The sequence below is a fragment of the Pseudomonas sp. TE3552 genome (assembly GCF_056278945.1).
In genome coordinates this window covers 3,872,083-3,891,847 of record NZ_JBWBQJ010000001.1, presented here as the reverse complement: position 1 = coordinate 3,891,847, position 19,765 = coordinate 3,872,083, and the positions used below count along the sequence as shown (strand labels likewise).

At 60.1% G+C, this 19,765-nt stretch carries 19 protein-coding genes; 8 read left to right on the top strand and 11 right to left on the bottom strand.

The features are described 5' to 3' along the window. Window positions 1-43 precede the first annotated feature (43 nt). The 3 genes from ACZ9BB_RS17465 to ACZ9BB_RS17455 form a co-directional block, all read right to left on the bottom strand. Window positions 44-514 carry an RNA methyltransferase gene (locus ACZ9BB_RS17465; RefSeq protein ID WP_007898701.1) on the bottom strand — a complete coding sequence of 157 codons (471 nt, stop codon included), beginning with the start codon at window positions 512-514 and terminating at the stop codon, window positions 44-46. Between the two features lie 202 nt (window positions 515-716). After that, window positions 717-1,088 (bottom strand): YajD family HNH nuclease, encoded by a 372-nt coding sequence (locus tag ACZ9BB_RS17460; protein WP_007944009.1) that lies wholly within the window; start codon window positions 1,086-1,088, stop codon window positions 717-719. Window positions 1,089-1,137: 49 nt separating this feature from the next. Then, complete coding sequence (locus tag ACZ9BB_RS17455; protein WP_028939344.1) at window positions 1,138-1,824, bottom strand: spermidine synthase; 687 nt, start codon at window positions 1,822-1,824, stop codon at window positions 1,138-1,140. A gap of 97 nt (window positions 1,825-1,921) precedes the next feature. Here ACZ9BB_RS17455 and ACZ9BB_RS17450 point away from each other — a divergent pair, with 97 nt between their 5' ends. Next, window positions 1,922-2,212 carry a hypothetical protein gene (locus ACZ9BB_RS17450; RefSeq protein ID WP_476214818.1) on the top strand — a complete coding sequence of 97 codons (291 nt, stop codon included), beginning with the start codon at window positions 1,922-1,924 and terminating at the stop codon, window positions 2,210-2,212. On the opposite strand, the gene ACZ9BB_RS17445 is transcribed toward ACZ9BB_RS17450, so the two are convergent. Together ACZ9BB_RS17445 and ACZ9BB_RS17440 are read right to left on the bottom strand one after the other, a co-directional pair. Further along, window positions 2,209-2,682, bottom strand: a complete 474-nt coding sequence (locus tag ACZ9BB_RS17445; RefSeq protein WP_476214816.1) for a cyclic nucleotide-binding domain-containing protein — start codon at window positions 2,680-2,682, stop codon at window positions 2,209-2,211. The two genes, ACZ9BB_RS17450 and ACZ9BB_RS17445, sit on opposite strands and share 4 nt — an antisense overlap. A 103-nt stretch (window positions 2,683-2,785) precedes the next feature. After that, complete coding sequence (locus ACZ9BB_RS17440) at window positions 2,786-4,840, bottom strand: S9 family peptidase (RefSeq protein ID WP_476214814.1); 2,055 nt, start codon at window positions 4,838-4,840, stop codon at window positions 2,786-2,788. A 337-nt stretch (window positions 4,841-5,177) separates the two neighbouring features. Here ACZ9BB_RS17440 and ACZ9BB_RS17435 point away from each other — a divergent pair, with 337 nt between their 5' ends. From ACZ9BB_RS17435 to ACZ9BB_RS17425, 3 genes are read left to right on the top strand one after another with little or no spacing between them, the layout of a single operon-like run. Beyond that, window positions 5,178-5,675, top strand: coding sequence for an MFS transporter (locus ACZ9BB_RS17435; protein WP_476214812.1), 498 nt, complete (start codon window positions 5,178-5,180; stop codon window positions 5,673-5,675). 32 nt (window positions 5,676-5,707) lie between these two features. Further along, the gene (locus ACZ9BB_RS17430; protein ID WP_476214810.1) at window positions 5,708-6,484 is read left to right on the top strand and encodes a class II glutamine amidotransferase; all 777 of its coding nucleotides are present in this window, start codon (window positions 5,708-5,710) and stop codon (window positions 6,482-6,484) included. A 13-nt stretch (window positions 6,485-6,497) separates the two neighbouring features. Continuing rightward, window positions 6,498-7,040: a DUF2937 family protein gene (locus ACZ9BB_RS17425; RefSeq protein ID WP_476214809.1), complete on the top strand. Its 543-nt coding sequence runs from the start codon at window positions 6,498-6,500 to the stop codon at window positions 7,038-7,040. A gap of 126 nt (window positions 7,041-7,166) precedes the next feature. On the opposite strand, the gene ACZ9BB_RS17420 is transcribed toward ACZ9BB_RS17425, so the two are convergent. The 4 genes from ACZ9BB_RS17420 to ACZ9BB_RS17405 all read right to left on the bottom strand — a co-directional run bounded on the left by ACZ9BB_RS17420 (window position 7,167) and on the right by ACZ9BB_RS17405 (window position 13,665). Continuing rightward, entirely contained in the window at window positions 7,167-9,278 is a 2,112-nt protein-coding gene (locus ACZ9BB_RS17420) for a TonB-dependent receptor (protein WP_476214807.1), read from the bottom strand. A gap of 13 nt (window positions 9,279-9,291) precedes the next feature. Beyond that, window positions 9,292-10,503, bottom strand: coding sequence for an MFS transporter (locus tag ACZ9BB_RS17415; protein WP_476214806.1), 1,212 nt, complete (start codon window positions 10,501-10,503; stop codon window positions 9,292-9,294). Continuing rightward, window positions 10,493-12,415, bottom strand: a complete 1,923-nt coding sequence (locus ACZ9BB_RS17410) for an IucA/IucC family protein (RefSeq protein WP_476214804.1) — start codon at window positions 12,413-12,415, stop codon at window positions 10,493-10,495. Before ACZ9BB_RS17410 ends, ACZ9BB_RS17415 begins: the two co-directional genes overlap by 11 nt. A gap of 332 nt (window positions 12,416-12,747) precedes the next feature. Next, a complete protein-coding gene (locus ACZ9BB_RS17405) occupies window positions 12,748-13,665 on the bottom strand; it encodes a LysR family transcriptional regulator (RefSeq protein WP_476214802.1) in 918 nt (305 codons plus the stop codon). 172 nt (window positions 13,666-13,837) lie between these two features. Here ACZ9BB_RS17405 and ACZ9BB_RS17400 point away from each other — a divergent pair, with 172 nt between their 5' ends. The 4 genes from ACZ9BB_RS17400 to ACZ9BB_RS17385 all read left to right on the top strand — a co-directional run bounded on the left by ACZ9BB_RS17400 (window position 13,838) and on the right by ACZ9BB_RS17385 (window position 17,570). Next, complete coding sequence (locus ACZ9BB_RS17400) at window positions 13,838-15,124, top strand: MFS transporter (protein WP_476214801.1); 1,287 nt, start codon at window positions 13,838-13,840, stop codon at window positions 15,122-15,124. Window positions 15,125-15,202: 78 nt separating this feature from the next. Further along, on the top strand, window positions 15,203-15,955 hold the full coding sequence (locus ACZ9BB_RS17395; protein ID WP_476214800.1) for a 5-oxoprolinase subunit PxpA: 753 nt from the start codon (window positions 15,203-15,205) through the stop codon (window positions 15,953-15,955). After that, a complete protein-coding gene (pxpB, locus tag ACZ9BB_RS17390; RefSeq protein WP_476214799.1) occupies window positions 15,952-16,656 on the top strand; it encodes a 5-oxoprolinase subunit PxpB in 705 nt (234 codons plus the stop codon). Before ACZ9BB_RS17395 ends, pxpB begins: the two co-directional genes overlap by 4 nt. Further along, window positions 16,653-17,570 carry a 5-oxoprolinase subunit C family protein gene (locus tag ACZ9BB_RS17385; protein ID WP_476214798.1) on the top strand — a complete coding sequence of 306 codons (918 nt, stop codon included), beginning with the start codon at window positions 16,653-16,655 and terminating at the stop codon, window positions 17,568-17,570. The genes pxpB and ACZ9BB_RS17385 overlap by 4 nt, the downstream gene beginning before the upstream one ends. A gap of 42 nt (window positions 17,571-17,612) precedes the next feature. On the opposite strand, the gene ACZ9BB_RS17380 is transcribed toward ACZ9BB_RS17385, so the two are convergent. After that, the gene (locus tag ACZ9BB_RS17380) at window positions 17,613-18,791 is read right to left on the bottom strand and encodes a vWA domain-containing protein (RefSeq protein WP_476214797.1); all 1,179 of its coding nucleotides are present in this window, start codon (window positions 18,789-18,791) and stop codon (window positions 17,613-17,615) included. Between the two features lie 13 nt (window positions 18,792-18,804). Next, a complete protein-coding gene (locus ACZ9BB_RS17375; protein WP_007984829.1) occupies window positions 18,805-19,650 on the bottom strand; it encodes an AAA family ATPase in 846 nt (281 codons plus the stop codon). Window positions 19,651-19,765 lie beyond the last annotated feature (115 nt).

Genomic DNA, 19,765 nt, shown 5'->3' with positions numbered 1-19,765 from the left:
GACTGCCGAGGCGGGTGGCTTGTTCCATCGAATGTGCGGTGCTTCAGCGGAATTTCGGGCCCGAACGGGTGTTGTTGCCCTTGGCCATGCGGTCGTACAGCACGACGTTGACGGTGGCCGCCAGGTTCATGCAGCCAGTGGTCGGGATATAGACCACGTCTTCGCACCACTCGCGGATCTCTTTATCCAGCGAGCCGTCTTCGGGGCCGAAGATGTAGAGGGCGCGATCCGGGTGAGTGTATTCCGGCAGCGAGCGGGCGCCATCGACCAGTTCCACGGCGACCGGCACACAGCCCAGGGGCAGGATTTTCTTCAGGTCATCGATGCCGATCAGCGGAATGTCGTAGTGGACGCGCTTGGTATCGGTGACGAAATCGGCGGCGCGTTCATAGCGCTTGCCGGTATAGAACACCGATGCCACGCCATAGCAGCCGGCGGCGCGCATTACCGAACCGACGTTCTCCGGTGATTTGGGGTTATACAAACCAATGCAGCTGTACCGTTTGTCTGCCACGAGCGGGGTGCCTTCGGGGAAAAAAGCGCGATTATACGGGGATTGGGAGAGGGGTGTTCAGTTTGGAGATTGGTGGTGTCAGGGAGATAGCCTTCGCGGGCAAGCCTCGCTCCTACAGGTTTCAATGTCATACGCGGTTGTCGCGTAAACCTGTAGGAGCGAGGCTCGCCCGCGAAGAGGCCAGCATGTCCAACGAATATCTTCAGTCTTCTTTCTTCATCAACCCCGCCAACGCCGCAAACGGGTTATGCGTCGCCTTGGCAATCTTCGGCGTACTCAGCGAACCTTCGCCAAAATACTGCTGATCGGTATAACGCGAATGCTCGTTGTCATGGCAATACAGGCACAACAGTTCCCAGTTCGAACCGTCCTGCGGGTTGTTGTCGTGGTTGTGGTCGCGGTGGTGCACGGTCAGTTCGCTCAGGCGCTTGCCGGAGAACTCACGGGCGCAGCGGCCGCACACGTGCGGGTACATCTTCAGGGCTTTGTCGCGGTAACCCATTTCCTTGTCGCGCTGATTGTCGGCAAGGATGCGGTCCAGTTTCGAAGTGTTGGTCGGGGTGGACGAACTCATGGGTTCACCTTTGTAAAAAGACTAATGACGGTTATGAACAGAGTTTAGCTCAGCCCTTGAGCTTCTCGGCAATCCAGATGGTGTGGCGGGTGCCCTTGTTGCCGTGGGCGAAAACTTGCACTTCCTCGGCCTTGAAACCGGCCTTTTTCAGCTTGTCGGAAAACTGCCGGTCGGCGCTGGCCGACCACACCGCCAGCACGCCTTTTGGCCGCAGGGCCTTGGCACATGCACTCAGGCCACCGGCGGAGTAGAGCCAGCTGTTGGCCTTCTGGGTCAGGCCTTCGGGGCCGTTGTCGACGTCGAGCATGATCGCATCGAAACCTTGCGGTTCGGCTTGCAGCACCTTGGCCACGTCTTCCAGGCGGATCACCGTGCGCGGGTCGAGCAGCGGATTACCGGCTTTTTCACCCAGCGGTCCACGGTTCCACTCCACCACGCCGGGTACCAGTTCGGCGACTACCACTTCAGCTGTCTTGCCCAAATGCTTGAGCGCCGAGGCGAGGGTAAAGCCCATGCCCAGGCCACCGATCAATACCCGTGAATTTGGCCGGCCGGCAACCTTGCGGCACGGGATCTCGGCCAAGGCATCTTCGGAGCCGTGCATGCGGGTGTTCATCAACTGCCCGCCGTCACCGCCCTGAATCTTGATGACGAAGTCCTCGCCGTATTCGAACAGGCACAGGGCACCGCCGTTTTCAGGAATGGGCGTGGTGTCGAGCAGAACGAAACGTTTCATGAGGCTCTCTTGAGGAGAAAATTGATAGATGGAAGAAGGCAAACAAGTGCAGTTGGGAGTAGCCTGCAAAAAGACAACAAGGCCAACGGAGCCCTTGATGAAGCGCACCATTCTAACGGTCATTGCCCTGGCCGCGCTCTCGATAACTGCAGTGCAGGCCCAGGAGCTGCAAGCCATCCCCACCAGCCCCGCGCCGCTGCACGGTTCACCCGGCACCGCCACCCCGACGCCGTATCCGCAGATCACCCCGACCAGCGTGCCCAGAGCCGGTTCCGGCAGTGGCGGGCCACCGTTGTTACCGCCGATCGAAATGCCCAATCCGCCCAAGGACCAGACCTTGCCGGGTCTTGAGCCGGGCACGACGAAAATCAAAACACCGGGAGGCTAGACCTGTTGCGAGAGCAGTTGTCCGTCGGCCATGCGCAAGCGTTTGGAGAGGGAGACGGCGAGGGCGCGGATGATCTTGGCGGCGATTTTCGGCGCCTCGTTGAGCATCTTTTCCAGGGAGTCCTTGCCCAGGTTGAGCAGCTGGCAATTGCTCGCGGCCACGCAACTGGCTGAGCGCCGTTCGCCGTCGAGTACGGCCATTTCGCCAAACGCCCGACCGCTGCGCAAGGTGGCCATGGTCACCCGTTGCCCTTCGCTGTTGGTTTTCTGCACCGCGACCTGGCCGGTGTGGATGATGCACATGAAACTGCCGGCATCGCCCTCATGGAAAATCTCTTCGCCTTCGGCGATGGTGCTGATGCTGAAATAACCCGAAGCCGCCGCGAAGTCTGCCGGCAGCAGTTGATCGAACAGGCCGCAGTCCATCAGCCAGTCGCGAATTTCTTTGTTCAGTAAGGTCGGTTCTGACATGTCGTCACGGTCTTTTTCTTGTGTCTGGTTCCGGTTTTTTTGGATGTGTGTTGTATCGGCATCCGGTGTCTGGAATTAAGACCGGGACACCGGACCAAGTTCCTCAGGCAATGCCCAAAACCTTAAAAACAAATGCGTATTCGAGGGCTACATCACGTAATCCCTGATAACGACCGCTCATCCCGCCATGCCCCGCGCCCAATTCAGTCTTGAGCAGCAAGAGATTGGTGTCGGTTTTGGTGGCTCGCAATTTCGCCACCCACTTGGCCGCTTCCCAGTACTGCACGCGACTGTCGTTGTAGCCGGCGATCACCAGCGTCGCCGGATAGGCTTGTGCAGCGACGTTTTCATACGGGGCGTAAGCCTTGATCCGATCATAGACGTCCGGCTCTTGCGGGTTGCCCCATTCGTCGTATTCGGTGACGGTCAGCGGCAGCTCCGGGTCGAGCATGGTGTTGAGTACGTCGACGAACGGCACTTCGGCAATCGCCGCACCGAACAGCTCCGGCCGTTGATTGAGTACCGCGCCGATCAATAGGCCTCCCGCGCTGCCACCGCTGATCGCCAGTTGCCTGGAGGTGGTGAAGCCATTGACGATCAGGTGTTCGGCGCAGGCAATGAAGTCGCTGAAGGTGTTGTGCTTGTGTTCCTGCTTGCCGGCGCGATACCAGGCTTCGCCCAATTCACCGCCGCCGCGTACATGCGCGATGGCAAACGCCATGCCGCGATCCAGCAGGCTCAGGCGGGCGTGGGAGAACCACGGGTCGAGGCTTTCGCCGTAGGCGCCGTAGCCGTACAGATAAAGCGGCGTCGGCTTACCGAGGAATTCGCGTTTGACCACCAGGCTGATCGGCACTTGCGTACCGTCCGGTGCCGTCGCCCACAGCCGTTGGCTAACGTACGCATCGGCGTCGAACAGGCCAAGCACCGGGGTTTCCTTGAGGACTTTCTGCTCGCCGGTGGTCAGAATCAGTTGGCGGATTTGCGCCGGGCGGTTCAAGGCCTCGTAGCGCAGCCGGATCCGGTCGCTGACAAATTCCAGGCTGTTCTGCACATGCAGGCTGTAGGCCGCATCCGGCAATTGCACGCGATACGGCACCAGGTCCCGGGGGTGGACTTCGATGATCGGCAGGCCACCTTCGCGCAGGCTCAGGGTCATGGCCTCGGCGTTCAGGCTCATGCCTTCGAGCATCACTGTGTCGCTGTGGGGAATCACGTTCTGCCAGTCGGCTTCGGTCGGTGCGACGCCGGTATCGGCGGCCCGGTACAAGGCGAAGTTGATGCCGTCGCGGTTGGTGCGGATCAGCCACGTCCACTCGCCATCGAGTTTGCCGTGGTCGACATCGTACTCATGTGCTTCGACCCTCGGCGCCAGGCAGGTAAAGGCCTGATGCGGCAGCGAGGCGTCGAGTACCCAGACTTCGCTGGTGGTCTTGCTGCCCAGCGACAACAGCAGTTGCCGTTCGGAGCTTGAGCGGTAGCAATGCAGGAAGAACCGACCGTCTGGCTCATGGAACACCTCTTCGGCCGCGGTACCGTCCAGCCGATAGCGGAACAGTTTGTGCGGGCGATGAGTATCGTCCAGTTCGCCGAAGAACAGCGTCAGGCTGTCGTTGGCCCAGGTCATGCTGCCGTCGCAGTTCTGGAACTCCAGTTCGCTGACGCGGCCATCGGACAATTCCTTCACGAACAGCGTGTAAATCTCTTCGCCGCTGGAATCGATGCTGTAGGCCAGGCGCTGGTGGTCCGGGCTGATGCTGAACGCACCCAGGGAAAAGAAGCCGCCCTTGGCCAATGCATTCGGATCAAGCAGCAGGAGTTCCTGGTTTTCGTCGATGTGCAGGCTGCCATCGGCTGGACGCGGGCAGCGGTAGTGGCGGGCGTATTCATCGCCGGCGGTGGTGCGGGTGTAATACAGGTACGGGCCCCAGGGCGAAGGCAGCGACAGATCGGTTTCGAGAATCCGCCCCTTGATCTCTTCGAACAGGGTTTCGCGCAGCCCGGCCTGATCGGCGGTTTGCGCTTCTTGATAGCGGTTTTCAGCTTTCAGGTAATCGAGCACCGCATCGGTGTCGCGCTCCTGCAGCCAGGCATACGGGTCAGAACCGTCGGCCTTGTGGGCAATCGGGGCGCTGGTGACGTTGGCGGATAGGGGCATGAATGGCTCTCGGACGATGTACGGAATAGGGGCTTCGCAACCTGTGGGAGCGGGCTTATGGTAAGGGGGTTTGTCTGTGGCGAGTGGCTTTTGTGGCGAGGGAGCTTGCTCCCGGTGGGCTGCGCAGCGGCCCCAAAAAAGGAACTGCTGCGCAGTTCAACGGGAGCAAGCTCCCTCGCCACAGGCAAGCGCCCTCACCACAAAAGCTTCCTCGCCACATAAGCCCCCTCACCACATAAGCTCGTTCCCATAGGGTCTGTGTCTTGCCCGACTGGTATTGGGGCAAGCCTGACGTGCGAAAAGTCGTTACTATAAGCGCCTCTTTGCCTGCCTTGCCATGGACACCATGACCGAGAACGACTATCTGATCGCTTGGGGCCTCTACGCCTTCGCTGCTTTGGGCTGCCTGTTGGTGTGGATGCGCATCACCCGCTGGATGTGGCGCTGGCTGCGTGAGCCGCTGCGGCTGCTGATGGCGGTGTTGCTGTTCAGCCCGACCATCATCGACCCGGTGAAGGAAAAGGTCGCCCCGGCCATCGCCATCACCGCCCTCGATCTATTGTTCAAGGTGGGCAACAACGCCTGGCGGGCGATTTCCGACCTGTTCATGTACGGCATGATTGCCTTCGGCCTTTACCTGGTGCTCGTGGCGATCCGTTTCCCCATCGAGCGCGCGTCCAATGCTCGCAAGGCGCGGGCGGAGGCCGCCAAGGCTGCGGCGCGGGCCGACGAGCCTGAAGCTGAGCAACCGTTCGGCGGTGCCGGCGATGATCGTTACGGTCGGCCACCGGTGCCGAGCAATCCTCAGCGTTTGCGGGTCGAACCGCGTCTGTAACCGTGTCCCTGCATTGAATCGAGAGTCCGAGCATGTGTGAGTTATTGGGCATGAGCGCCAATGTCCCGACCGATATCGTGTTCAGCTTCACCGGGCTGATGCAGCGTGGCGGTCGCACCGGGCCGCACCGGGACGGCTGGGGCATCGCTTTCTATGAGGGTCGTGGCCTGCGGCTGTTCCAGGACCCGGCAGCGAGCAGCGAGTCGGAAGTGGCGAACCTGGTGCAGCGCTATCCGATCAAAAGTGAAGTGGTGATTGGCCACATCCGCCAGGCCAACGTCGGCAAAGTGTGTCTGTCCAATACCCATCCGTTCGTGCGTGAGTTGTGGGGGCGCAACTGGTGTTTCGCCCACAACGGCCAGTTGGCCGACTTCAACCCGACCGCCAGTTTCTACCGCCCAGTCGGCGATACCGACAGCGAAGCGGCGTTCTGCGATTTGCTCAACCGGGTGCGTGCTGCGTTCCCCGAGCCGGTAACGATTGAAGAACTGCTGCCGGACCTGGTGGCCGCCTGCGCCGAATATCGCAGCAAAGGCGTGTTCAACTGCCTGCTCAGCGACGGCGACTGGCTGTTCTGCTATTGCTCGAGCAAATTGGCCCAGATCACCCGCCGAGCACCGTTCGGCCCGGCACGTTTGAAGGACGTCGATGTGATCGTCGATTTCCAGGCCGAAACCACGCCTAACGATGTGGTCACGGTGATCGCCACCGAACCCTTGACCGAAAACGAAACCTGGACCCGCTACGAACCGGGCCAATGGAGCCTCTGGCGGCGCGGTGAATGCGTTAGCCAGGGCAAGACCGAATAAGGATCTATCCCCCATGTTGCTCAGTTATCTACGGCTGGTGTTGTTCGCGGCGGGCCTGTTGATCGGTGTCCAGGTGCCTGGATTCATCAATGATTATGCCAAGCGGGTCGAGGCGCATCTGATCGAGGCGCAAACCGGTTTGCGCGGCTTCCAGGGCACTGCCGAGCAGTTCTTCAAGGGCGACATGCAGGCGCTCGTGGCTCATTACCGTGCCAGCGAAGACCCGATCTTTCGCAGCGATGCCGACAGCCTGAGTACCTTGCTCACCCGTCAGCTGGCCCTCGACAAGCAATTCCAGGCCATGCAGGGCCCGTGGTACATCCGCTTCCTGCAAGTGGTGCTGGCGGCCGACCCGGATATTCGCAAGGAAACCTGGACCGGCTACAGCTACCAGATATTGCTGACCCCGGAAGCGATGATCTGGGGCATGAGCGGCGCGTTGCTGCTGTCGTTCGGCATTGAATGCCTGTTCCGACTGATCGACTGGGTGGTGCTGGGCGGCAAGCGTTTGCGCCAGAGCCGGCCGATTGAAGAGCGGGATTTGCGCGGGTTGTAAGAAAAAGATCAAAAGATCGTCCGAACGCGGCCCGAACCTTCGGCAGCTCCTACAGCCGACTTGCCGGCGATTGCCGCGACGCGGTATGCCTGGCAGACCGCATCGCTGGCAAGCCGGCTCCTGTTTTTACCAGTCGACCGAGTAGCTCATGCTCAGTGTGCGGCCTTCGGCGTTGGCGTACGGCGCTCTGGCGTTGGCCTGGGTGAACAGGTTCTGGTAGGTGCGGTTGGTCAGGTTATACACGCCGCCCTCAAGACGACCGACCGGCAGTTGCACGGACCCAAGCAGGTCCACCAGCGTATAGCCTTCGATCTCGCGTCCGTTGTTGTCCTTGGCGGCGGCATCGTAATTGGCCAAACGCATGCCTTGCAGGCGCAGGGTGTAATCGTCTTCGGTGTAGCCGACGAACAGTGTGGTCTTGGCCGGTGAGATGCGCGTAGCCGGCAGATCGATCCATTTGCCGTTCTGCTCGGTCTCGCCTTTGGCCCAGGCATAAGTGCCACCCACCGACCAGCGATCGGTCGCGCGATAGGTCAGGCTGTTTTCGATGCCGCGAACTCGCTCTTTCTGGTTGATCAGGCGCAATACGCGATCATTGGCATCGTAGAACTGAGTCACGTCCGATGTGTTTTCGTACACAGTGACATCGGCCTGCCACTGATCCCAGTTACCGCGCCAGCCCAGTTCGTAACTGTCGACCTTGATGGCCTGGGCGTTGAGGCTCTGAATGTCGAAGGTGCTGCTGACATCACGCATGAAGCGCTGGATATCCGGCAGCGAAAACCCCTGGCTGTAATTGGCGAAGACGTCCTGGTTTTCACTCAGGTGGTAGACCGCCCCCAGGTTGTACAGGGTGGCATCGTATTTGAGGGTGTCACCGGGCAGCGTTGCGCGTACGCCGGTCTGGACGATCTGACCATAAGCGATGCTGTCGGAGACCTCGCTTTCGATCCATTCACGGCGCACACCGCCACGCAAAGTCCAGTCACCGATGTCCCAGGACATCTGCCCGAACAGCGACTTGGTGGTGGTTTCGATGTCCGGGCCCAGCTCGTAGGTGGTGCCGGTCTTGGTGTAATTCAGGCCATTGAGCGTGTATTGATCACCTCGTTGGCGAGAGCGCTCGTTATCATAATCAGCGCCCCACACCAGATTACCCGTGGCACTCCCGATCGCCGGCAGCGGCGTGTCGATGGCCGCGCGCAGGCCGTAGACATCCTGCACACTGTTGTTGTCGGAGATCCCGGCCCTGCCTCGCGACAGGTCCGGAAAGAACAGTGCATCGGCACGGCGCCAGTAGCTTTCCAGTTGCAGGCCCTGACCGTAGAAGTCCTTGTCGGTGTAGTTGAGGTTGACCGCCTGATTATGGGTATAGGGTTGGTCGTCGAGTTTCAGCCCTTTGACCGCCACGGCCTGCTGCGAGTTTTTCGGGTCTTTGGTATAGCCCGTGTCCTGCTGGTCCTTGTAGTCCTGCAGCGACAGGCTGAGTTTTTTGTCAGCATCCAGTTCATAACCGAAACGACCTTGCAGGTCATAGGTTTCGGTGTCCATGTTGCTGCCCTGGGAGGTGTCTTGCGGGATGCGGTTGCCGTTGCCATCGTACTGATCGTTACGCTGGGTCAGGTCGGCGGAGACATACCAGTCCAGGGCATCCTTGCGCCCCGTCGCACTCTGAAAGGCTTCGTAGGCGAAGCCTTTGCGGTTGAGGTTGTTGCCGCTGGTCAGGCCCAGTTTGCTGCTGTAGGCAATGTCCTGGCCCTGATTGCGCTTGGTGATGATGTTGATGATGCCGCCTGAAGCCCCGGCACCGTAGATGCTGCTGGCGCCAGAGATCACTTCGATGCGTTCGATACTGGCCGGGGCGATGCTGTTGAGCTGGCGGAAGTTGTCGCGCGTGGCGTTCTGCGATACGCCGTCGATCAACACCAGCATGTTGCGCCCGCGCAGGGTCTGACCGAAGTTGCTCATCCCGCCGCTGGACGGCGCAAGGCCGGGGACCAGTTGCCCGAGGATGTCGGAGACCCGGCGACCCGCGCCGCTCTGCTCACGGACCTGCTGCTCGTCGATCACCTGGACCGAGCCCGGAATCGAAGCAATGCTCGCTTCGCTGCGAGTCGCGGAAACGACGGTGGGTTGCATGTTCAAGGTGCCGGGTTGCTGTTCAGTATCCTCGGCCCAGGCCTGGGCGCTGAAGGTACCGAGCAGCGGGATCAGCAGAGAGAGTTTGGTTCGGATCATGACGTGGTCTTTTTTAGTTGTGATAAGTGTGAGGCGATAAGGTCGAGCGGTCGGGCGCGGAGTTTAATGAGCGCACCCAGCGGATCCCGATGGCGGCTATGGCGTAGGTCAGCGCCACCAGCCAGAAACTGTGAGCCAGGCCAACCAGGCCCATGCCGATCCCGCCAAGGACGACACCGAGCAGCGCGCCAGCCTTTGCCGCGCTGTTGCCCAGGCCGAGCGCGAAGCCCTGCTGGGTGATGGAAATGGTGTTGGCGATCAGGGCATAGGCGACGGGCAGCAGGGCGCCTTGCCAGATGCCCCAGACGAGTCGGCTGACGAGAAACCCCAGCCATTCGTTGGCCAATGCGGTGGCCGCCAGCGTCAGTGCACACAACCAGGCCACGCCTTCGATGACGCGCAAGGTGTAGGCCGGCTGCCAGCGGTCGAACAGGCGTCCCCACAGCGGTGCGCAAATGGCCAGGGTCGCGGCGCTCGCCGCGTAGGTGGCGCCAATAAGCCAGCTTGGGGCATGCAGGATGTTCGCGACGTACAGCGCGTAGAACGACTGCGGCATCATCTTCGCGGCCTGAATCAACACGATCACCAACAGAACTCCACCGAGCCAGCCTTTGGGCAGGGCAACCGGCTCAACCACTTTTTTCTTCGAGGTCCGAGCCTTGTCGGCCGGCAGGAAAAAACTCCCCAGTGCGCACAGCAGGCAAATCGCTGTCGCGCCATAACAGAGCAGGGCAAACCCCGAGACGTCCATCAGCCAGCCACCCAGCACAGGGCCGATCAATGAGCCGACGGCGGTTGCCGATTGCAGGCGGGCCAGGGTGTGACCCCGTCTGGAACTGTCGCAGCAGGCTAGGGCATAGGCTTGCGCGGCAGCGAGAAAACCGGCCAATGCGCCTTGCATCACGCGAATACCCACCAGCAGCCACGGGTCGAGGGTGATGGCCGCCAACCCTTGGCACAGCGCAAGGGCCAGCAACGCCCGGACAATCATCGGTTTGTGTCCGGTGCGATCCCCCAACCGGCCCCACATGGGTGTCAGGAGCATGGCCGCCAGCATCGGACCGGCATAAACCATCGCCGATAACAGCGCGGTATAGGCGGCGCCCTCCGGCCCGAGCAGATGCTGGATCTGCAAGGGCCAGAACGGGCCGCTCATTTCCATTGCGCCCATGGAGACAAACTGGATGACAATCAGCAGTCGCAGGGCGCGACCGTCAGCGAGCATGGGTGTTGGGTCGCAGCGGGTTACTCAGGCGTCCGACGATGTCGGCATGACTGTCGAGCAAGCGCATGCGCATGAACGATTTGGCGGGCCAATCCTGTTCCAGCAAGGCCTGGCGCTCGCGTTCCCAACGTGTCGGTTCAACGCGCTCGCGCAAGGTCTCGAAGCACTGTGCAACGTGCGATGCCAATCGCTCCCAAAGGATATTTTCCGGCACATTCCAATGGCGGGCGCAAAGCAAAGTCAGCTCACCGAGATGGCACATGAAGGTGGTGTGCAGGAGTTTGTCGCGGACAAAGCCTGAGTCGTCATACAGGGTCATTTTCGGATCGTGCAACTGGATATCCAGACCCTTGGCGTGCAGGGTTTTGCGATCGATACGAACGTCGCCGAAATCACGCAATAGCAGCCGATTCAACTGGCCGTCAGCGCCCATCACCATGAAACTGTTTTGCTGATGCGCTTCGAACGCCACGCCATACATCAGGTAAATGCCCAGCAGGCTCGGTACGGCAATCGACAGGTAATCGTCGAAGAACGTCAGCATGGCCTCGCTGTCGTCACTGCCCTGAGCCAGCCTTACCCAATCACGCAGCAGCGGTTGCTCGAATTCGTTGACGGCGAACAGGCTGCCGACCGGTACCGCCAACTCGCCTTCTTGCAAGAGGGTAAGCGGGTTGTCGCGATACAACACGCCAGCATGCCGGGAGCGCTCGTCATCGGCCGGTAGCGGTGCGTAGTGCACGCCGATGCGCTCGGGAACGATGTTCAGCAGACGCTGGATCTGCGGCTCCTGATCGAGAATGTCCAATATCAGCTGGCTGATGCGCGGACCCATCCTGGCAGAGCGTGGTGACACGGTGCGCTGCACGCTGGTCAGTCGCAGAGCCACCGGCAGTTTGACCATCGGCGCCGTGCGACTGGCCTGCGGCAGGACCGTGCGGAAGGACATGGTTGGGTGGCCGGTAAAAGCAACGATGTCAGTGACGATCAGCAGGTTGTCGGCGATCTCGTTGGCGAACGAATGTGGCAGCTCTTCATGGGCTTGCCATGGGTGCGATGGGAGCGGGAGGTAATCTTTTGCTTCAAGACCCAGCTGCTGCAAATGGCGTTGCAATTGCTCGGCGGCCTGTGGGAAGTGACCTTGCCACCAGTCCCAGTAATCGGTGGTGCCAGCCAGCGCTTCAACGTGGGCGTACTGGCGATGCAGGGCGCACAGGACAATCGGAAAACTCGCTTCGAATTCTGGCGAGAAAGCGATGACCTGAGCGGCGCTCAAGCCCAGTTTGGTCTTGTAGTTGGGGTGCCACGGATGGCCCAGAGTGCCCCACTGTTCGAGCAATGACGTAGGGTTCTGGTGGCTGGAGCCGGCGTTGAGCCATGCGAGCAGATTGTCGTCGTACTCGGTATCGATCTGCTCTCTCAGGCGCTCGGTCCATCCATGGTGAAACGCCAGGCACAGGGTGTCGTTGCTGAAGCTGTCATCCAGCTCCCGGGCCAGACGTTCCAGTACCTGAGGGGAGGCTGGCGGGTTGAGTTGAGTGCTCAGATGAGCGAGCAGTTCGCTGGGCAACTGGATTTTCTGGGGGAGTCTGTCGGGGGTGTGCAGGACGATGCTGCCGCGTATGTCCCAGCTGTTCATTCTGCCGCCGGACAAGTGCTCGAAGCAAAGATGCGCGCCATTGCCAAGTGGCAGCCAGCAACGGCTGGAGTCATCGTATTTGCAGGTGTCGGGGTTGATCAGATCTTCACGAAACAGCGCCTGGATCAGGCGTTGGAAACAGCGCTGGGCGGCGGGTTCCAGTGCATTGCTCAAATGATCGAGAGTGATGCGGTGGGACTGGAAAGCCTTAGTACCAAGAGCTTCGCTCCAGTGAGCGAGCAATTGCTGCTGTTTTTGCGTGTGGCCGCGCATCAGGTCCGACTCCTTCTGGACAATTGATTAGCTGAAAGCGCGCTGAGAATACCGTTTTGAATAAATAATGCAAATGATAGTGGTTCATATTTACAATTTGGAAGGTGTCTTTCAGATTCGTAATGCTGTTCATTTAGGCGCGCTCTTGGATCGTGCGTCCCTTTGTGGCGAGCGAGCTTGCTCGCGCTGGGCTGCGTAGCTGCCCCAAAAATCTGACAAACATCGCCAATTTTTGTGAGTGCTACGCACTCAAGCGGGAGCAAGCTCCCTCGCCACAGGTTTCTCTGATTCAAGATTCTCTTAAGTGAACAGCATTTCTCTCAGATTCGGGCCTATGATTGGCTCAAGACGATGTAGTGCTCACCCACTTTCTGCGCATAGCGCTCCAGGACTTGCTGACACAACGTCACAATCTCCTCGACCCATTCCACACCCACCCGCCACGACACCACCACCTGCAAATTCGGCGGCCGCTGATCGATGGCCAGCAAGGTCAATTCCCCCCGTGCCAACTCCTCGGCCACCAGCACGGGCGGCAGCGCGCCGATGCCGAAACCGTCGCGCAGCAAGCGGGTGATCGCCGACACTGAGTTCACACAGTTCAGCCGTGGCGCCATGACCCCGTTGGCCTGCATCAGGCTCAAGATGTCCTGATGGGGGCGGGAGTTCTTCGAATAGGTGATGATCCGCTCCCGCGCCAGGTCGGCGACACCCGAATACTCCCGGTTGTAGATGGAATTGCTGGCCACGATCCAGCCCATCGGATGGCTGGCCAGCTCCAGGCTGCGTACGCTTTCCTGACGCAACAGGTCGGTTTGCAGGATCAGATCGAGGAAGCCTTTTTGCAGCTGATCGCAGAGGTTGAGCGCGGTATCGGCCACCAGCTCGATTTCCACCAGTGGATAGTGATCCATCATCTGCGCCACCAAGGGGCTGAGCCAGGTGTGGATCACGGTGTCCATGACGCCGATCCGAACCCGTCCGACCTTGCTCGAACGCGTCTCGATCGAGTGCTTGAGCGCCTGCATCGTGTCCATCATCTGCTCGGCATATTCGAGCACTTTCAAGCCTTCGGGCGTCAAGCTCACGCCGCGAGAGTCGCGCAGAAACAGCTTCACCCCGAGCTCACCTTCGAGCACGGCAATGCGGCTGGAAATCGACGCCTGGGTGGTGAAGAGCTTGTCTGCCGTCAGGCGGAAACTCTTGAGTCGGGCGACCCAGACAAAGGACTCGAGAAACTTCAGGTTCATGGGGCAGCTCGTGGGACTCAGCTTGTGGGATAAGGTTTTCTTATCTCTAGGGCGGGTTTTTATTAGTTGGACGCAACAGGGCCGGGCGTCCAAAAATCAGCACATCCGGTTCCCACGATAGGCGTCGTCGGGGCTCAGAACAATACCAATAAAATTTGCACGGAGATTTGCCATGAGTGCGCCCGACACCCTCGATATCCCCAAGCCCACGGCTCGCCCCGGGCCTTTCGACTGGTACCGCAACATCAATCAGCAGGAGCGTCGCACGTTCTGGAGTTGCAAGATCGGTTATGGCCTGGACGGCATGGACACCCAGATGCTCAGCTTCGTGGTGCCGACCCTGATTGCCATGTGGGGCATCACCACCGGCCAGGCCGGGCTGATTCACACCAGCACCTTGATCGCCTCGGCCATCGGTGGCTGGGTGGCGGGGATTCTTTCCGACCGCATCGGTCGTGTACGCACTCTGCAACTGACGGTGCTGTGGTTCGCGTTCTTCACCTTCCTCTGTGGCTTTGCGCAAAGCTACGAACAACTGTTGATCAGCCGCACCTTGATGGGCTTCGGGTTCGGTGGCGAATGGACCGCCGGCGCGGTGCTGATGGGCGAAGTGATTCGTGCCAAGGACCGTGGCAAAGCTGTCGGCATGGTGCAATCGGGCTGGGCACTGGGATGGGGGCTGACAGCGATTCTGTATGCGCTGCTGTTCTCGGTATTGCCGCCGGAAGACGCTTGGCGGGCGCTGTTCATCTTGGGCATCGTGCCGGCGATTTTCGTGATCTTCGTCCGTCGCCTGGTGAAAGACCCGGAAATCTACCGCGAAGCCAAAGCCAAACAAGAGCCAAACAATCCGGCAAAGTTCTATGAGATTTTTGCCCCCGGCATCCTTTTCACCACCATTCGCGCTTCGATCCTGACCACTGGCGCGCTGGGCGGTTACTACGCAATCACCTCATGGCTGCCGACATTTCTGAAGAATGAGCGGGGCTTGAGCGTACTCGGCACGGGCGGTTATCTGGCGATGGTAATCATCGGGTCCTACGTCGGATACGTGATCAGTGCGTATTTGACTGACCTCCTTGGCCGTAAAAAGAACTTCATTTTGTTCGCGGTCGGCTCGTTCACCATCGTTCTGCTGTACACCCAGTTGCCGGTCAGCAACGGCGTGATGCTTTGGCTGGGTTTCCCTTTGGGCTTCTTCGCTTCAGGGATCTTCAGCGGCATGGGCGCGTTTTTGACCGAGCTGTTTCCGACCCGGATTCGTGGCTCGGGCCAGGGTTTTTGCTACAACATCGGTCGGGCGCTGGCGGCGTTGTTCCCGCTGCTGATCGGCTTGCTCAGCCAGAAGGTGCCATTGAGCGTGGGAATCGGTGCCTTCGCGGCAGTGTCCTACGGGGTGGTGATCCTGGCTGCGTTGAGTCTGCCGGAAACCAGTGGCAAGCAACTTGACGCGCAATAACCGAATATCCGGCAACTGATAATCTGTGGGGCATATGTCCTTCAGTTAAAAAGACAAAAACCTACAGGAGTGTTCACCGTGAACCGCCTGCTATTGAACTGCGATATTGGCGAGAGCTTTGGCAACTGGACCATGGGTCTGGACGCCGAGGTCATGCCGTTCATCGACTGCGCCAACATCGCCTGCGGTTTCCATGCCGGCGACCCGAGCATCATGCGCAAGACTGTCGGTCTGGCCCTGAGCCATGGCGTACAGATTGGTGCACACCCGGCTTATCAGGATCTGGTGGGATTCGGTCGCCGCTCCATGGCGTACACCGCCCAGGAATTGCAGGACCTGTTGCATTACCAGATCGGCGCCCTCGACGGTATTTGCCGGGCACAGGGGGGGCGGGTGAGTTACGTCAAACCTCATGGTGCGATGTACAACGACATGATGGCCAACCCGGCGCAATTGCGCGCGGTGATACAGGCCGTGGCGGCCTACGACCGGAAGCTGCCGCTGATGCTGATGGCCACCCGCGACAACCGCGCTGCCCAGCAGCTGGGCGACGAGTATGGCGTGACGTTGTGGTTTGAAGCGTTCGCCGATCGCGCTTACGACAGCGCCGGCCGGCTGGTCTCGCGGCAACTGCCGGGAGCCGTGCATCACGATCCCGAGAAAATCATCGAGCAGGCGCTGATCATTGCCCGTGGTGACAACCTCACGGCCAGCGACGGCAGTGCCTTGCATTTACAGGCCAATACCTTATGCGTACACGGCGACAACGCCAGTTCGGTGGCCGCTGTGCAGCGCATTCGCGAGGCCTTGAATCAGCAGGGCGCGTCATGAAACCACGGGTAGAAGTGGTGGCGCTGGATTGCCTGATGGTGCGTCTGTTCGATGAAATCAGTGAAGCCAATATGCCGTGGATGCTCGCCGCCAGCGAACGCCTGCGAGAAGCATTTGCCAGCCATTTGATCGATCTGGTGCCGTCCTATACGACGTTGATGGTGCATTACGATTTGACCGCGTTGAATCCGGCCCAGGCGCGGGAGTTGATCGCTGAAGCCTTGATCGATCTATCGCCCAACGCCCGGGCCAAAGGTAAATGCCATGTGTTGCCGGTCTGGTATGACCTGAGTGTCGGCCCGGAGCTGAGCTTGCTTGCTCAGCGCAGCGGGCTGGCGGTGGAAGAGGTGATTCGCCGCCACAGCGAACGCGAATATCAGGTGTTCGCCTTGGGGTTCGCACCGGGATTCGCCTTCATGGGCCTGGTGGAAGAAGTACTCGCCGCGCCGCGCCTGAACACTCCGCGCAAAAAGGTTGCCGTCGGCAGTGTCGGCATCGCCGAACGCCAGACGGCGGCTTATCCGGTGGTGTCCCCCGGCGGCTGGAACCTGATCGGCCGTACGCCGGCCAAATTGTTCGACCGCGAGCGTGATGGCTACAGCCTGATGCAACCGGGCGACACCGTGCGCTTCGAACCGGTCAGCCATGCCGAGTTCATCAACCTGGGCGGTGACGATACGCCGTTGGAGGCCCTGGCATGAGCCGACTAAAGATTGAAGCCAGTACGCCGCTGTGCCTGTTGCAGGACGCCGGGCGATTTGGCGTACGACATCTGGGCGTGACCCAGGGCGGCGGGCTGGATTGGCGATCGATGTCATGGGCCAATTGGCTGCTGGGCAATGGGCTGGATGCAGCGGTGATCGAAATCACCCTCGGCGGGTTCACCGTGGTGGCTGAAGAGGATTGCGTGCTGGCCCTGGGGGGCGCGGATCTGGGGGCGCAAATCGATGGCGAGGTGTTGGCGCCATGGCGCAGTTTCAGGCTGCATAAGGGCCAACGACTGCAATTCACGCAACCGTTACTCGGAGCGCGGGCCTATCTGGCGGCGCCGGGCGGATTCGATGCGCCTAAGGTGCTTGGCAGCCGGGCGACGGTGGTGCGCGAAGAACTCGGCGGTCTCGATGGCATGGGTCGTCCGTTGGCCAAGGGGCAGTCGTTGAGCTATTCGGGGAACTCGGTGATGCTGTTGCGCGAGTTGCCGGCGGACCAGCGACCGGACTTGAGCCTCGCTGCACCGCTGGACCTGGTGCTTGGTGCGCAGATTGGTGAGTTCAGCGGGCAGAGTCTGTTCGATGCGTTCAATAGTGCCTGGACCCTCGACAGCCGCGCCGATCGCATGGGCATTCGCTTGTTGGGAACGGCGTTGCAGTATCAGGGCAAGCCGATGATTTCCGAAGGCATCCCGCTGGGCGCGGTCCAGGTGCCGCCGGATGGGCAGCCGATTGTGCTGCTCAATGACCGGCAGACCATTGGTGGTTATCCACGGTTGGGGGCGTTGACGCCATTGGCAGTGGCGCGACTGGCGCAGTGTTTGCCGGGGGCGACGGTGCGGTTGCGGCCGGTGGTGCAGGACGTCGCTCATCGCGAACACGTCGAGTATTTGCGGCGGTTTTAACTGTGGCGAGGGGGCTTGCCCCCTCGCCACAGGTGCAACGCTTTATTTGGAAAGAAACCGCATCCCTTCCTCCAACCCCCGCAAGGTCAGCGGATACATCTGATCATCAATCAAATCCCGCACGATATTGGTCGACGAGGTATAGCCCCAAGTATCTTTCGGGTACGGATTGATCCAGATGAGCTTCTTGTACTTTTCCTTGAAGCGCTGCATCCACACATAACCGGCTTCTTCGTTCCAGTGCTCGACGCTGCCGCCGGCCTGGGTGATTTCATAGGGCGCCATGGCGGCGTCGCCGATGAAGATCACTTTGTAGTCGGCGCCGTACTTGTGCAGCAGATCCATGGTGGCGGTGCGCTCGGAGGTACGGCGCATGTTGTTCTTCCACACCGATTCATAAATGAAGTTGTGGAAGTAGAAGTACTCCAGGTGTTTGAACTCGGTCTTGCAGGCCGAGAACAGCTCCTCGCAGATCTTCACGTGGGCGTCCATCGAGCCGCCGATGTCGAACAGCAGCAACAACTTGACGGTGTTGCGGCGTTCCGGACGCATCTGGATGTTCAGCAATCCGGCATCGCGCGCGGTGTGGTCGATGGTGCCGTCGATGTCCAGTTCTTCCGCCGCGCCCTGACGAGCGAATTTACGCAGGCGACGCAAAGCCACCTTGATGTTGCGCGTGCCCAGTTCGACCGAATCGTCGAGGTTCTTGTACTCGCGCTGATCCCAGACCTTGGCCGCTTTGCCTTGACGCTTGCCGGCATCGCCGACCCGAATGCCTTCCGGGTTGAAGCCACCGGAGCCGAACGGGCTGGTGCCACCGGTACCGATCCATTTGTTGCCGCCGGCATGGCGTTCTTTCTGTTCTTCCAGGCGTTTCTTGAACTCTTCGATCAGCTTGTCGAGGCCCCCCAGGGACTGGATCGCCGCCCGTTCTTCATCGGTCAGGGAGCGTTCGAACTCTTTACGCAGCCAGTCTTCGGGGATCAGGGCCTGCAAGTGGTCGTCGAGTTTTTCCAGGCCATTGAAGTACGCACCGAAGGCCCGGTCGAACTTGTCGAAATGCTTTTCGTCCTTCACCAGGATCGCCCGCGACAAGTAATAGAACTCGTCCATGTCGGCGAAGGTCACGCGCTGTTTCAGCGCGTTGATCAGGTCCAGCAGCTCGCGCACCGAGACCGGCACCTTGGCTGCACGCATTTCATTGAACAGGTTGAGCAGCATGGCGATCAGCCTCTTAGCGGGTGCCGCGACGGCTCATGAACGCCAGACGTTCGAGCAATTGCACGTCTTGTTCGTTCTTCACTAACGCACCTGCCAGCGGCGGGATGGCCTTGGTCGGATCGCGTTCGCGCAGTACGGCTTCGCCAATGTTGTCGGCCATCAACAGTTTCAGCCAGTCCACCAGTTCGGAGGTCGAGGGCTTCTTCTTCAGGCCCGGCACCTTGCGTACGTCGAAGAACACGTCCAGCGCTTCGCTGACCAGGTCTTTCTTGATGTCCGGGTAATGCACATCGACGATCCGCTGCATCGTGACGCGATCCGGGAAGGCGATGTAATGGAAGAAGCAGCGACGCAGGAAGGCGTCCGGCAGCTCTTTCTCGTTGTTGGAGGTAATGATGATGATCGGGCGCTTCTTGGCCTTGATGGTCTCGTCGATCTCGTAAACGTAGAACTCCATCTTGTCGAGTTCTTGCAGCAAGTCGTTGGGGAACTCGATGTCGGCCTTGTCGATTTCGTCGATCAGCAGGATCACCCGCTCTTCGGACTCGAAAGCCTCCCAGAGCTTGCCCTTCTTCAGGTAGTTGCGAACGTCGTGAACCTTTTCCGTGCCCAGTTGCGAGTCCCGCAGGCGGCTGACCGCATCGTACTCGTACAGGCCTTGATGCGCCTTGGTGGTGGACTTGATGTGCCAGGTAATCAACTTGGCGCCGAAGGACTCGGCCAGTTGCTCGGCGAGCATGGTCTTGCCGGTGCCTGGCTCGCCCTTGACCAGCAGTGGCCGTTCCAGAGTGATGGCGGCATTGACCGCCAGTTTCAGGTCATCGGTGGCGACGTAGGCCTGGGTGCCTTCGAACTTCATCTCTAATCCTCGAACGGTAACGCCGACCTGAACGAGGCAGGGCGGGGCGCAATAAATGGTCAGGCTCGACTATAACGCGCTGTCCGGTCGACTGTGAACGCAGACGGCTTATTCA